The following is a 12,859-nucleotide window of genomic DNA, read 5'->3' as shown; positions in this document are numbered from 1 at the left end:
AGCCCGGGTTCCCGGCATTCGGTCCGGGAAATGAGGTCTTCTGTGGAACCGTGGTGAAACTGGCGGTTGGGGAGGACGTAGATCACCGCTTCAAAACCCAAGCGCGGACGCTGCGGGAACCAGCGGGATGCCGCGGGGTTACAAGCGGGCGACATCAACACATGGACACCCGATGACCCTTCAGCAGTTCATGGCCTTCGCGCTGGTGGGCATCGTGGTGGCGATGCTGATCTGGAACAGGCTGCGTTTCGATGTGGTTGCGGTGCTGGCCCTGCTGGCCGGCGTGTTCCTGGGGCTGGTCCCGGCGAAGGAGGCGTTTTCCGGCTTTGCCGACGACATCGTCATCATCATCGCCTCCGCGCTGATCGTCAGCGCCGGCATCGCCCGGTCCGGCGTGATCGACGCGCTGGTGCGGCCGGTAGCGGCGAAGCTCAGCACGCCGACGCGGCAGATCGCCTTCCTGTGCGGATCGGTGGCCTTCATGTCGGCGCTGATGAAGAACATCGGCGCGCTCGCCATCTTCCTGCCGATCACCATGCAGCTGGCGCGGCGGCACCGGACGGGCGCGCACCGGGTGCTGATGCCGATGGCCTTCGCCTCGCTGATGGGCGGGCTGATGACGCTGGTCGGCACCTCCCCCAACATCATCGTCTCCCGCGTGCGGACGGAAATCGTCGGACAGCCCTTCTCGATGTTCGACTATCTGCCGGTCGGGCTGGGCATCACGGTGGTCGGGCTGCTGTTCCTGATGGTCGGCTGGCGCCTGCTGCCCCAGGACCGCAGCGGCGCGCGTTCGGCCGAGGAGACCTTCGCCGTCGAGAATTACGCCAGCGAGATGAGGCTGCCGGCCGGATCATCCTTCGTCGGCCGCACCGTCGCCGACGTCGAGGCGCTGGCGGAGGGCGAGGCGCAGGTGATCGGCCTGATCCGCGAGCGTTTCCGCCGCTATGTGCCGGACCGGCATTGGACCCTGCTGGCCGACGACGTGCTGGTGCTGGAGGGCGACGCCCCGGCCCTGCAGCGCCTTGTCCAGGGGGCGTCGCTGGAGCCGCTGGGCATCCTTGAGGGGGTGGAGGGCGAACTGCTGGCGGTTGAGGCGGTGGTGACGCCGGACTCGCCGCTGGCCGGTCATTCCGACCGGAACCTGGATTTGCGGCGCCGCTTCGGCGTCAGCCTGCTGGCGGTCAGCCGGACCGGCAAGCGGATCGCCCGGCGCCTGCACCATGTCATGTTCCGGGAGGGCGACCTGCTGCTGCTGCAGGTGCCGGCGGAGCGCTATCCCGATGCGCTGGCCGATGCCGGCCTGATCCCGCTGGCGGAACGCCGTCTGCAGATCGGCCAGCGCCGGCCGGTCTGGGTGCCGGTCGGGATCCTCGTCATCACGATGCTGGTGCTCGGATTTCATCTGGCGCCGCTGGCGGTGACCTTCCTGGCGGCTGCGGCGGCGATGGTCGTCACCGGCGTGCTGAGCGTCGAGGATGCCTATCACGCGGTGGAGTGGCCGATCATCATCCTGCTCGCCGCCTTGATCCCGGTCAGCGGCACGCTGGAGAGCACCGGCGCGACGCAGGTGATCTCCACCCTGCTGGCCGATGCGGCGCGCGGGCTGCCGGCGGTCGCCTGCGTGACGCTGATCATGGCGGCTGCGATGGCGGTGACGCCCTTCCTGAACAATGCCGCGACGGTGCTGGTGATGGCGCCCATCGGGGCCGGGGTGGCGCAGCAACTGGGGCTGAGTCCCGATCCGTTCCTGATGGCGGTGGCGGTCGGCGCCGGCAGCGATTTCCTGACGCCGATCGGCCACCAGTGCAACACGCTGGTGATGGGGCCTGGCGGCTACCGGTTCGGCGATTATCCGCGGCTGGGCGTGCCGCTGTCGCTGATCATCCTGACGCTGGGCACTTGGCTGATCGTCACGTTCTGGCCGCTGAGCGGCTGAGCGATGGCAGGGATCAAGAGGACGAGGAACACCAGGACGGGGGCTCCGTTCCCCAAACCGGAACAACGAGGAAGACGACCGTGCAGGTTTCCGAGATCATGGCGAAAGCGCTGGAGTTCATCTCGCCGGACGCCACCGTGCAGGACGCCGCGACGCTGATGGGGGAACTGGACGTCGGCGCCCTGCCGGTCGGCTCGGCCGACGATCTCGTGGGGATCCTGACCGACCGCGACATCCTGTTCCGCGTGGTGGCGGAGGGCGGCGACAACACGCGGGTGCGGGTGCGCGATGTGATGTCGAGCGCGCTGTTCACCTGCCGCGACACCGACACGCTGGCCACGGCCATGGACATCATGGGCGCCTATCACGTGCGGCGCCTGCCGGTTCTGGATGAGGGCGGGCAGGTGGTCGGCTGGCTGACGCTGAGCGACATTTCGCGCCGGCTGCTGCTGGACACCGGCACGATCCGCGATGCGCTGGGCGAACTCAGCGCCAGCGGGCAGGACGTGTGAGGGACGGCGGCCCTACAGCCGCAGTCCCATCTGCCGGTTCAGCCGGACCACCAGATCGGCGGGAAGGCCCAGGCGCTGGGCGAGATAGCGCAGGTAGGAGCGGTTGATCGGCGCGTGCTTGTCCACCGTCGCCAGTGACACGGCATAGAAGCGCGCGGCCATCCGCGGGCCGTCGATCCGGCGGATCAGTTCCTCCAGGCATTGCGGCTGCTCGACCTGCTGTTGCAGGCGGTCGCGGTCCACTTCGTCAAGGCTGCTGGTGTTGAGCCTGCTGCGGATCCGGCCGCGCTCCGTCGCGTCCAGTTCGCCGTCGGCGTGGGCGGCGGCGGCCATGGCGCGGACCAGCAGATCGGTTTCCTCCGCGTCGAAGCTGCGGAAGTCCGTCGGCGCGCGGTCGAGAAGCTGGTGGCGGTTGCGCAGATGGGCGTCCAGAATCTGGCGGGCCAGCATGGTGTGCAGCACCGGCTCGTGTCCCAGGCGCGGCTTCGCCCCGCCGGTTTCCGGCGGTACGACGGATACGGGGGCCGCAGCCGGCGCGGGCGCATTCGGCGCGCCGCCGAACAGCCGCGTCAGCAGGCTCGGCTTGGGCAGGCTTGGCTTGGCTTGGGTCATCCTGCGGCTACTCCCCGGCCGGTTGCGGTCCGCGCTGCATGGCGGTGTCGATCTGGGTCAGCAGGCGCGAGAAATCGATGGGCTTCGGGTGATAATCGTCGCAGCCCGCCTGCAGCGTCTTCTCGCGGTCGCCGGACATGGCGTGGGCGGTCAGGGCGATGATCGGGATTCCAGAGGTTTCCTGGCCTGCCTTCAGCTCGCGGGCGGCGGTCCAGCCGTCGATGACCGGCAGGTTCATGTCGAGCAGGATGACGTCCGGCCGCTCGTCGCGCGCCATGTCCACCCCCTGGCGGCCATCGAAGGCGAGAACGACGTCGAACCCGCGCCGCTTCAGACGGCGTGACAGGAAGTCCCAGATTTCCTCGTGATCCTCGACCAGCAGCAGCTTAGCCATCGGTACCTCCCGTTCCGTCCGCCTGTCCCGCTCCCTTGCCCGCTTCGGGGGGAGGGGGCCGCAGGCGTGCGATCGCTTCCTTCAACTCTTCAATCATCCCGTCCGATCCATCCTCTGCCATCGGGATGATGTCGCGGACCCGGCCGCGCAGTTCCTCAGTCTCGTCGCGCCCGATCTCCTGGGCGGCGACGACGATGACGGGGATGCGGCACCAGTCCGGGTCGCGGCACAGCGCCTTGAGGAAATCGAAGCCGTCCAGATCGGGCGTGAAGGGGTCGAGCAGGATCACGGTCGGCGTGGCGGCGGCGAGTTGGCGGAAGGCCTCCTCCTCCGTCTCGGCCTCGGCGACCTGCCAGCCGTCGCGGCCCAGTTCGGCGCCCAGCAGGGAACGGGTCTCGTCGGCTTCCATCAGGACCAGCGCCGTGCCGGGAGCCTGCCCGCTGAGGCCGCTCAGAACCCGGTGCAGGCGCTGCCAGTCCACCGGCTTGGTGAAATAGTCGGCGGCCCCCAGCGACAGGGCCAGCCCCTTTTCCCGGCGGGACGAGATGATGATGACGGGAATGTCGGCAAGGTCGGGCTCGGCCTTCAGCACCGACAGCACCGACCAGCCGTCGGTGCGCGGCATCATCACGTCCAGCAGGATGGCGCGCGGGCGGATTTGCCGGGCGATCGACAGGCCGGTCTGCCCGTCGGCGGCCAGCGCCACGCCGTAGCCCTCGCGGTGCAGGAAACGGGCGAGCAGTTCGCGCATCGCCTGTTCGTCGTCGATGATGAGGATGGTCTCGCGTGCGGCCTGCGCCGGCGGCACCTCGTCGATGCGGACCGGGTCGGACTCGGCGGAGCCGGGCAGCCGGCCATGCCGCAGGTCGGCCGGCAGGCGCAGGGTGAAGCTGGTTCCCTTGGCCGGCGCGGTGTCGATCGCGACCTCCCCGCCCAGCATGTCGGCGAAGGCCTTGGTGATCGCCAGACCCAGCCCGGTCCCGCCGAAACGGCGGGTGGTGGAGCTGTCTGCCTGCATGAAGCGTTCGAACAGCCGGCGGACTTGTTCCGCCGTCATGCCGATGCCGGTGTCGGTGACGCGGAAGACGACCATGTCGACCGGCGAGACTTCACCCGCGCCCTGCGGGCTGGGGGGCGCCCGTTCTACCGACAGGGTGACGGTGCCGTTCTCGGTGAACTTCGCGGCGTTGCTCAGCAGGTTGAACAGGCACTGGCGCACCTTCACGACGTCGGTGTGCATGCGCCCCACGTCGTCCGCCACCTCCACCGCCAGCCGGTTGCCCTTCTTCGACACCAGCGCCTCCACCGTCGCGGCGACCTCGCGCGTCAGGTCGGCGACATCGGCATCCTCGCCATGCACCTCCATCTTGCCGGCCTCGATCTTCGAGATGTCGAGGACGCCGTTGATGAGGGTCAGCAGATGGCGGGCGTTCGCCTCGATCTTCTCCAGGTCGGGCAGCATGCTGTCGACGCCGAGGTCGGCCAGTTCCTCCTCCAGCATTTCGGTGTAGCCGATGACGGCGCTGAGCGGGGTGCGCAGCTCGTGGCTCATGTTGGCGATGAACAGGCTCTTGGCCCGGTTGGCCTCCTCGGCGGCGAGGCGGGCGGCTTCCAGCTCCTCCTCCGCCCGCTTGCGCACGCTGATGTCCTGCATGGCGCCGATCATGCGCTGGGGCTGGCCGATCGGGCTGCGCAGGACGAAGCCGCGGTCGAGGATGCTGGCATAGCTGCCGTCGGCGCGGCGGAAGCGGTATTCGTCGTTCCAGCGCGTGCCGCCGCCGTCGATCACCGCATGGATGCCGGTCACCACATGGTCCTGGTCGTCGGGGTGGATGTGGTCCATCCACCAGGAGGCCGAGGTTTCCGACACGTCCTCGCCATAACCAAAGAGGGTGCGCACCGCCTCGTTCCAATGGATGCGGTCGGACGACAGGTTCCAGTCCCAGATGGCGTCGTTGGTCGCCTGGGCCGCCAGCCGGTAGCGTTCCTCCGTCTCGCGCAGCGCCTCCTCGGCCCGGCGGCGGGTGGTGATGTCGGTGTGGACGCCGACCCATTCCTGGACGGTGCCGCCGGCGTCCAGCAGCGGCACGGCGCGGACCAGCATGTCGCGATAGACGCCGTCGTAGCGGCGCAGGCGGTGTTCGGCCTTGTAGACGGTTTTCCCCGCCCGCGCGGCGCGCCAGGCCTCCGAGGTGTGGGGGCGGTCGTCGGGATGGATGGCCTCGACCCAGCCGGTGCCCTTCAGCTCATCGAAGGTCTGGCCGGTGAAGCTGCTCCAGCTCGGCTGCGGGGTCTCGAAGCGGCCGGCGCCGGAGGTGCTCCAGACGATGGCGGCGGTCGCCTCGACCAGTGAGCGGAAGCGGGCCTCGCTGAGGCGCAGCTTTTCCTCCGCCCGCTTGGCGTCGGTGGTGTCCCAGGTGACGCCGATCAGGGTCAGGCTGCGTTCCGGCGTGCCGTCGGTCACCACGCCGCGCGCCACCGCCCAGCGGACCTCGCCCGACGGCAGCAGGATGCGGAATTCGGCGTCATATTCGCCGCGCCGCCGCCGGGCGGTGTCGATGATCTGGCCGATCCGCGGCTGGTCGTCGGGATGGACGCGGCCGGTCACGTCCTGCCCGCGGATCGGCTCGTCCGCCGTGAAGTCGAAGATCTCGCGCAGCCGGGGATCGGCCTCGATGCGGTCGTCCTCCAGGTTCCAGGACCAGGCACCGATCCGCGCGGCGCGGAGCGCCAGTTGGAGGCGGCGCTCCGCCTCCATCACGCGGGATTCGGCCCGGCGCTGTTCGGTGACGTCGGTGTTGGTGCCGAGCCAGCGCAGGATGCGCCCGTCGCGGTCGCGCACCGGCACGGCGCGGGACAGGAACCAGCGGTATTGGCCGTCCTTGCCGCGCAGGGGGAAGGTGTCCTCCCACGGTTCCCCCGCCCCGATTGCGCGGAAGAAGCCGTCCGACGCGCGCTCGACATGGTCGGGATGATGGACGCTCCGCCAGTTCCAACCTTCCGTCTCGCCCGTCTCGGCCCCGGTGAACTCGTACCAGCGCCGGTTGTACCAGTAGACGGCGCCGTTGGCGTCGGCCATCCAGGTCAGCTGCGGGATCAGGTCGGCGAGGCTGCGGAACTGGGCTTCGTTCTCGCGCAGAAGCATCTCGGTGCGGCCTCGCTCGGCGGCGTCGCGGGCGCGGTCGATGGCGGCACCGAGCAGGGTGGCGACCCCCTGGAGGAAGGCGGCGTCGGCGGCGTCGAAGCGGCCGTCGCGCCGGCTGTCGACCTCCAGCACGCCGAAGGGCTCGCCCTCGCCACGGATGATGACGTTGATGGCGCGCTTGACCCCATGTTCGGCCAGAAGGTCGGGGCAGCGGAAGCGGGACTCAAGGCTGAGATCGTTGGAGATCACCGGCTCGCCGGTCTTCAGCGCGTAGCCGGCGGGGCAGGCGAGGTCGGTGCCGAGCGACCGATGCCCGACCACGCCGGGGTTCCAGCCGACGCCGGCGCGGACCAGCAGGCGTTCGGCGCCGTCCGGATCCTCCAGCCATTCCAGGGCCTTGCACAGTTCGGCCTCCAGCCCTTCGGCGCAGAGCGCAGTCGCCTGTTGCAGCAGGGTGTCGATGTCGGCGCTTTTCAGGGCGGCGATGCCGAAGCGGGCCAGCAGGTCCTGCTGCCTCTCCCTGCGGGCGAGACGTTCGGCGAGGTGGCTGTCGGATTGGGCGATCCGGGCGGAGGGCCGGGCGGAGGGTCTGGCGGGGGGCATGAACCATGTACGGGCGGGGAGCGACGGCACTTGAACAGCCGGCAGCGGGATTCGTCCGCTCCGGCGTGGCGGATTACCGCTGTAGACCCGCAAGATCGCAGGAGGGCCACGCCCCGATGGGGCAGGTCGCCATTCCTCCGATGCGGTATGACCAGTGAGCGGGGGGTACGAATGACCGGCGGCGCTGTTGACTGGTCGCGGGGGTGGTATGGCTGCCGGCCGCCCCAGAGAAGCCTTGCCCCCGCCTGGAGTATCTGAGGAATGGCTCGTGTCACCGTCGAGGATTGCGTCCTTCTCATCCCCAATCGTTTCGATCTGGTGATGATGGCGGCGCAGCGTGCCCGCCAGATCGCCGGCGGTGCGCCGCTGTCGATCGACCGCGACAACGACAAGAACCCGGTCGTCGCCCTTCGCGAGATCGCGGACAAGACGCTGTCGCTGCCCGACCTGCGCGAAAATCTGATCCGCGGGCACCAGAAGGTGGTCGAGACCGATGAACCCGAGGAGGAGATCGTCGAGCTGATGGCGGACGAGAACAGCTGGATGCACACCAGCGACACCTCGCTCGCCGACGAGGACAGCATGAGCGACGCCGAGGAGGACATCACCGAGGACGACGATATGGCTTCGGAGATGGACCGGAAGCCGGGTGCGGCCTTCGGCATGACGGAGGACGACGTGGTCGGCGACGATGCCGACGGGGATGTTGGTCCTTAAATATATTGGCCCGTAATTCGGGAGCGCAGGGACAGCGCCGGGACCGATGGTCCGGCTCCGGTGTTATACCTGCGCGCTGCGGCGAACGGATCGGCCGGCGCTCGTCCTCACCCGCCCTTCCACCGCAGTCAGGTTCTGCCCACATCATGGATCAAGCAACCGCCTGGGTGGCCCCGTCGCCCGTCCCGCCAGCCCTGTCGCGCCCGCTTTCCCGTGAGGGCGTCAGGCTGGTGCCTGCGACCGTCTGCACCGGAACCGCGATGGCCGAGCGGGAGGAGACGGTCATCGACGAGGTGCCGGTCGGGCTGGTCTATGCCGGCGACCTCTTCTCCGTCATGCTGGCGACCCCGACCGACCTTGAGGATTTCGCCACCGGCTTCTCGCTGAGCGAAGGAATCGTCGGCAGTGCCGAGGAACTGGCCGTCACCGCCATCGACGAGGTGACGGACGGCGTGCGCATCCGCATTGAACTGCCGGTGGAACGGCTGGCCGCATTGCTGCGGCGAAAGCGCAACCTGATGGGCGGCTCCGGCTGTGGCCGTTGCGGAACCGACAGCTTCGCGGAGGCGCTGCGGCCGCTCGACCCCGTCCGCTCCACCGCCCGCATCGCGCCCGACGCCATCCGCCGCGCCATGGCGGCCTTGCCGTCAGGTCAGCGGCTGAACCGGGAGACCGGGGCCGTCCATGCCGCCGGCTTTGCCCGTCCGGACGGGCAACTGGTCGCCGTGCGTGAGGATGTCGGGCGGCACAATGCGCTCGACAAGCTGATCGGCGCGCTGGCCCGCAGCGGTGTCGATCCGGCCGGCGGCTTCGTCGTGGTGTCGAGCCGATGCTCCTTCGAGATGGTCCACAAGACGGCGGCGGCCGGCATCCCGCTGATCGCCGCCATCTCCGCCCCGACATCGCTGTGCGTCGGCTTCGCCGAGGCGGTGGGCGTGGGGGTGGTCGCCTATGTGCGTGACGGCCGCTTCACCGTCTATGCGGCACCCTCGCGGGTGCTGACGCCGGCGTGATCTCCACCCGGGCGGAGCCGCGGCGATCTGCCGCCGGCTGGGAGTCTGGACATCGGCCTTGCGCGGGCGGACCATCTCCGCATCCGCTGCCAAGCGCACGGGACCGGCCGTTGTTGCCCTCCCGCCGCAGGCATCGCCTGCCTGCCTGACAGCGGCACGGAGGAGAGCACATGTCCATGGACAAGGAAGTGATCGTCGCGGCACTGCGTCACGCGGCGAGCCTGCACGAAGGCACCTATCGGCCCGACCGGGCGCGCACGCCTTTCGTCTCGCACCTGTCGGAAACGGCGGAACTGGTGGCGCAGGCCGGCGGCATCCCGGCCGAGATCGCCGCCGCGTGGCTGCATGACGCGGTCGAGGACGGGCTGACCACCGTCGCCGATCTGGCCGAGCGGTTCGGCCCGGAGGTCGCCGACCTCGTCGCGGCGGTCAGCGACGCGCCGGAGGATGTCGGCAAGGCGATTTTCGAGCGCAAGGCGATCCAGGCCGCCCGGCTCGCCGCCGCGCCGGAGGGCGCCAAGCGCATCAAGCTGGCCGAGCAGATCTCGATCCTGCAGGCGCTGGCGGTCGAACGCCCGCTGTCGTGGAGCGTCGAGCGGGCCCAGGCCTATGTCGAAGGCTCCCGCCTCGTCGCCGAAGCCTGCGCCGCCGCCAGCCCGCTGCTGGCGGAACGCTACGCCGCCGCGCTTGCCGGGGCGACGCGCTGACGGCATCCAGGGCAGACGGTGTTCAGGTCAGGCGGCGGTCAGGTCAGAGCGCCGACGAGCGCCACAGCCAGACCAGACCGGCGACCGCCCCGGCCGCCAGCAGGACCAGCACCAGGATGATGGCAAGCGCGGTGCGGCGGTCCTTGGCCTCGCGCTGCTCCGCCTCGCGCCGCTTCTTCAGCAGAAATTGCTGCTCCGGGCTTAGGAAGCGGCCGGCGGCGGCATCGGCGGTGGGCACGTAGCGCACCCGGCCGCGAGCCTTGGCCGTCTTGGCCGCCGTCGCCGCAGTCCCTCTCACGGCGGTCGTCAAACCACCTTGGGACGGCCGGCCCGTGTTGATCGGCTCCGCCGCCGCACCGCGAACCGCGGTCGCCTGCCGGCCCTTGCGCTTGCGTGGCAGCTTTCGCCGTCTGGTCGTCATGCCTCTTCCCCGCTCTCGATCCTTCACCGCGGCGGGGAGCATAGCCGCCCCGCCCGCCCGGCGCAGCCAATCACAAGATGATCTCCGGAAAGTCACATAGGCTCATGCCAATGGGCGCATGCCAACCGGATTTCCGCGTCGGTCCTCCTGCGGCCAACCGGCGCATGTTCCAATGGTTTGTGGCGCAAGCGTGAATACTAGTATACTACTTTCATGGTCCGCCATCTCCTGGGCGGGCATAACCGCAATCGGTTGGGAGGGTCACGATGCTCAAGAAGAACGTCTTCAAATCCGGCCATATCCGCTCGCGCCGCCGTCTGCTCGCATCCGCCGCCGCCGGGCTGGCCGCGGCCGCCGTCATCGCGCCGCTGACCGACGCGCGTGCCGACGACGACCCGCAGCAGGTGGAGAAGGCGGTGAACGCGCTCCGCGACGCCATGATGGCCGGCGACGGCGCCACCCTGCGGGCGATGACGATGGACCAGCTGACCTACGGACATTCGAACAGCCGGCTGGAGGATAAGGCGGCCTTCGTCGCCAGCCTGGACGGCAAGAGCGCGTTCAAGGCGCTCGACCTCAGCGACCATTCGATCCAGGTGATCGGCGATGTCGCCGTTGCCCGTCACACCTTCGATTCGGTCAACAACCTGCCGGACGGCAAGACCAACACCGCCCATATCCGGGTGCTGCAAGTCTGGAAGAAAACCGACGGACGCTGGAAGCTGCTGGCCCGCCAGGCCTCTCCGCTTCCGGCCGCCTGACGGGGCCGTCTGCCGCCTCCCTCCTTCGTGGTGGGAGGCGGCAGGGCGACGCTCCAGGACGCCGTCGGCAGGCCGTTCGCCGCCAGCCGGCCTCTAGCGCATGCAATTTCCGACGATCTGGTAGCAGAGCGTGGGATCGCGCCGGTCGTTGTAGCGGACGGCGGTGACCTGCCCGCCATGCAGTTCGAAGGTGGCTTCGCAGCTGTAGGTGCGGGACCAGGTGGTCACGTCGGGCTCCCACAGCATCGGGCCGCGCGGGCCGAGCCAGGGGCTGGGCTCCCAATCCACGTCGCGGTCGACCAGCGTCTGCCGGCGGGTATAGACCAGATACTCCGCATCGCCGGCGACGGCCGACCGTTCCGGCACCCCGGCACAGGACAGCAGGCTGGCCTTGCTCATGCCGACCATCGCGACGGGTGCGCGCAATGCCAGCTCTGCCTGCGGGTTGGCGCAGGAACTCGCCAGAAGGGCTACGACGGCGAGGCATCCGCCGCGCAAGGCCCAAATCGTCGGATGCCGGCTGTTGGCCATCTCTGGTCCTCCGCGACAGCGCGCAAACAAATGGTACTTTCCCTCAGATAAAGCGTCCTTTCAGATGCACAACGGCGATCAGCCGAGAACCGTGTCATAGAGCAGCTTCAGGTTCAGCACGACGATGACGCCGGCGACGATCCAGGACAGGCCGGCGACCCAGCCCGGAACGGCAAAGCGGCCCATCTTGCCGCGGTCGGTGACGAAGCGGACCAGCGGGATGACCGCGAAGGGAAGCTGCATCGACAGCACGACCTGGCTGAACACCAGCAGCTGCGCCGTGCCGCTTTCGCCATAGAGCGCCGTCACCACCACCACCGGGATGATGGCGAGCCCGCGGGTCAGCAGCCGGCGGGCCCAGTGCGGCAGGCGCAGCCGCAGGAACCCCTCCATCACGATCTGCCCGGCCAGCGTCGCCGTCACGGTGGAGTTGAGGCCCGACGCCAGCAGCGCCACGGCGAAGAGGGTGGAAGCGATGCCGAGACCGAGCAGCGGCGACAGCAGCTCGAACGCCTCGCCGATCTCCGCCACTTCGGTATGGCCGCTGCCGTGGAAGACGCTGGCGGCCAGGATCAGGATGGCGGCGTTGACGAACAGGGCCAGCATCAGCGCGATGGTGCTGTCGACCGTGGCCCAGGTGATGGCGTCGCGCCGCCCCTCCTCCGTCCGCGGATAGGCGCGGGTCTGCACGATGGAGGAGTGGAGGTACAGGTTGTGCGGCATCACGGTGGCGCCCAGGATGCCGATGGCGACATAGAGCATGCCGGGGTTGGTCACCACCTCCGTCGTGGGCACGAAGCCGTGCAGCACGGCGGCGACCGGCGGGGCGGCTGCGATGATTTGCACCAGGAAGCAGCCGGCGATGACCGTCAGCAGGGCCACCACGAAGGCCTCCAGATAGCGGAAGCCCCGCTGCATCAGCAGAAGCACCAGGAAGGCGTCGAGCGCGGTGATCAGGGCGCCGCCGATCAGCGGGATGCCGAACAGCAGGTTCAGCGCGATGGCGGTGCCGATCACCTCGGCAAGGTCGCAGGCGATGATCGCCGCCTCGCACGCCACCCACAGCGTCAGGTTGATCGGACGCGGATAATGGTCGCGGCAGGCCTGGGCCAGATCGCGCCCGGTGACGATGCCCAGCCGCGCCGCCAGCGACTGCAGCAGGATCGCCATCAGGTTGGACAGCATGATGACCGACAGCAGCGTATAGCCGAACTGCGACCCGCCTGCGAGATCGGTCGCCCAGTTGCCGGGGTCCATGTAGCCGACCGACACCATGTAGCCCGGCCCGGCGAAGGCCAGCAGCCGGCGCAGCCACAGGCCGCCCTGCGGCACCGCGATGGAGGCATGGACTTCCGGCAGGCTTGGCCGGCCGTCCCCGTCCTGGCTGGAGTATCTCCAGGCGCTGGGGGGCGGCACGGCGGCTTCGGCTTCCGACATCGGTGTGTGGCTCCCGGCCGCATTGCAAACTGGTATCAATCAAGTATGTGCCGGGACATCGAGTATG

The 12,859-nt window shown here is 69.3% G+C and carries 12 protein-coding genes; 6 read left to right on the top strand and 6 right to left on the bottom strand.

All coding sequences use genetic code 11. The features are described from left to right. Positions 1–172: 172 nt before the first annotated feature. Entirely contained in the window at positions 173–1,939 is a 1,767-nt protein-coding gene (locus ACCD06_RS31605; protein ID WP_109157442.1) for an SLC13 family permease, read from the top strand. A gap of 80 nt (positions 1,940–2,019) precedes the next feature. Then, the gene (locus ACCD06_RS31600; RefSeq protein ID WP_247871649.1) at positions 2,020–2,451 is read left to right on the top strand and encodes a CBS domain-containing protein; all 432 of its coding nucleotides are present in this window, start codon (positions 2,020–2,022) and stop codon (positions 2,449–2,451) included. A 12-nt stretch (positions 2,452–2,463) separates the two neighbouring features. Here the strand turns inward: ACCD06_RS31600 and ACCD06_RS31595 are convergent, their stop codons facing one another. Genes ACCD06_RS31595 through ACCD06_RS31585 form a run of 3 tightly spaced genes read right to left on the bottom strand, consistent with a single transcriptional unit; the run spans position 2,464 to position 7,205 of the window. Beyond that, positions 2,464–3,063 (bottom strand): DUF533 domain-containing protein, encoded by a 600-nt coding sequence (locus ACCD06_RS31595; protein ID WP_109157443.1) that lies wholly within the window; start codon positions 3,061–3,063, stop codon positions 2,464–2,466. 7 nt (positions 3,064–3,070) lie between these two features. Beyond that, entirely contained in the window at positions 3,071–3,457 is a 387-nt protein-coding gene (locus ACCD06_RS31590; RefSeq protein ID WP_109157444.1) for a response regulator, read from the bottom strand. Then, positions 3,450–7,205, bottom strand: coding sequence for a PAS domain-containing protein (locus tag ACCD06_RS31585; RefSeq protein WP_413346187.1), 3,756 nt, complete (start codon positions 7,203–7,205; stop codon positions 3,450–3,452). The genes ACCD06_RS31590 and ACCD06_RS31585 overlap by 8 nt, the downstream gene beginning before the upstream one ends. Before the next feature lie 261 nt (positions 7,206–7,466). Between ACCD06_RS31585 and rpoZ the strand changes: the two genes are divergently transcribed. The 3 genes from rpoZ to ACCD06_RS31570 all read left to right on the top strand — a co-directional run bounded on the left by rpoZ (position 7,467) and on the right by ACCD06_RS31570 (position 9,642). Then, positions 7,467–7,922 carry a DNA-directed RNA polymerase subunit omega gene (gene rpoZ / locus ACCD06_RS31580; RefSeq protein ID WP_109157446.1) on the top strand — a complete coding sequence of 152 codons (456 nt, stop codon included), beginning with the start codon at positions 7,467–7,469 and terminating at the stop codon, positions 7,920–7,922. A gap of 146 nt (positions 7,923–8,068) precedes the next feature. Further along, the gene (gene fdhD / locus ACCD06_RS31575; protein WP_109157447.1) at positions 8,069–8,935 is read left to right on the top strand and encodes a formate dehydrogenase accessory sulfurtransferase FdhD; all 867 of its coding nucleotides are present in this window, start codon (positions 8,069–8,071) and stop codon (positions 8,933–8,935) included. Between the two features lie 170 nt (positions 8,936–9,105). Next, positions 9,106–9,642 (top strand): HD domain-containing protein, encoded by a 537-nt coding sequence (locus ACCD06_RS31570; protein ID WP_413346184.1) that lies wholly within the window; start codon positions 9,106–9,108, stop codon positions 9,640–9,642. A gap of 43 nt (positions 9,643–9,685) precedes the next feature. On the opposite strand, the gene ACCD06_RS31565 is transcribed toward ACCD06_RS31570, so the two are convergent. Next, positions 9,686–10,063: a hypothetical protein gene (locus ACCD06_RS31565; protein ID WP_109157449.1), complete on the bottom strand. Its 378-nt coding sequence runs from the start codon at positions 10,061–10,063 to the stop codon at positions 9,686–9,688. A gap of 266 nt (positions 10,064–10,329) precedes the next feature. On the opposite strand from ACCD06_RS31565, the gene ACCD06_RS31560 reads away from it, so the two are divergent. Beyond that, the gene (locus ACCD06_RS31560; RefSeq protein ID WP_109157450.1) at positions 10,330–10,824 is read left to right on the top strand and encodes a nuclear transport factor 2 family protein; all 495 of its coding nucleotides are present in this window, start codon (positions 10,330–10,332) and stop codon (positions 10,822–10,824) included. A 93-nt stretch (positions 10,825–10,917) separates the two neighbouring features. Here the strand turns inward: ACCD06_RS31560 and ACCD06_RS31555 are convergent, their stop codons facing one another. Together ACCD06_RS31555 and ACCD06_RS31550 are read right to left on the bottom strand one after the other, a co-directional pair. Continuing rightward, positions 10,918–11,355: a hypothetical protein gene (locus ACCD06_RS31555; RefSeq protein WP_109157451.1), complete on the bottom strand. Its 438-nt coding sequence runs from the start codon at positions 11,353–11,355 to the stop codon at positions 10,918–10,920. Positions 11,356–11,433: 78 nt separating this feature from the next. Further along, positions 11,434–12,792 (bottom strand): Nramp family divalent metal transporter, encoded by a 1,359-nt coding sequence (locus tag ACCD06_RS31550; RefSeq protein WP_109157452.1) that lies wholly within the window; start codon positions 12,790–12,792, stop codon positions 11,434–11,436. Between the last annotated feature and the right edge of the window lie 67 nt (positions 12,793–12,859).

This window comes from Azospirillum sp. CT11-132 (assembly GCF_047302835.1).
In the GTDB taxonomy this organism is placed as follows: domain Bacteria; phylum Pseudomonadota; class Alphaproteobacteria; order Azospirillales; family Azospirillaceae; genus Azospirillum.
This window is presented reverse-complemented; position numbering and strand designations above follow the sequence as displayed.

What these genes read in the sequence shown, in the direction of transcription:
- ACCD06_RS31605 (WP_109157442.1), top strand. Translation starts at nt 173, where the DNA reads ATGACCCTTCAGCAGTTCATGGCCTTCGCGCTGGTGGGCATCGTGGTG.
- ACCD06_RS31595 (WP_109157443.1), bottom strand. Translation starts at nt 3,063, where the DNA reads ATGACCCAAGCCAAGCCAAGCCTGCCCAAGCCGAGCCTGCTGACGCGG.
- ACCD06_RS31590 (WP_109157444.1), bottom strand. Translation starts at nt 3,457, where the DNA reads ATGGCTAAGCTGCTGCTGGTCGAGGATCACGAGGAAATCTGGGACTTC.
- ACCD06_RS31585 (WP_413346187.1), bottom strand. Translation starts at nt 7,205, where the DNA reads ATGCCCCCCGCCAGACCCTCCGCCCGGCCCTCCGCCCGGATCGCCCAA.
- rpoZ (WP_109157446.1), top strand. Translation starts at nt 7,467, where the DNA reads ATGGCTCGTGTCACCGTCGAGGATTGCGTCCTTCTCATCCCCAATCGT.
- fdhD (WP_109157447.1), top strand. Translation starts at nt 8,069, where the DNA reads ATGGATCAAGCAACCGCCTGGGTGGCCCCGTCGCCCGTCCCGCCAGCC.
- ACCD06_RS31570 (WP_413346184.1), top strand. Translation starts at nt 9,106, where the DNA reads ATGTCCATGGACAAGGAAGTGATCGTCGCGGCACTGCGTCACGCGGCG.
- ACCD06_RS31565 (WP_109157449.1), bottom strand. Translation starts at nt 10,063, where the DNA reads ATGACGACCAGACGGCGAAAGCTGCCACGCAAGCGCAAGGGCCGGCAG.
- ACCD06_RS31560 (WP_109157450.1), top strand. Translation starts at nt 10,330, where the DNA reads ATGCTCAAGAAGAACGTCTTCAAATCCGGCCATATCCGCTCGCGCCGC.
- ACCD06_RS31555 (WP_109157451.1), bottom strand. Translation starts at nt 11,355, where the DNA reads ATGGCCAACAGCCGGCATCCGACGATTTGGGCCTTGCGCGGCGGATGC.
- ACCD06_RS31550 (WP_109157452.1), bottom strand. Translation starts at nt 12,792, where the DNA reads ATGTCGGAAGCCGAAGCCGCCGTGCCGCCCCCCAGCGCCTGGAGATAC.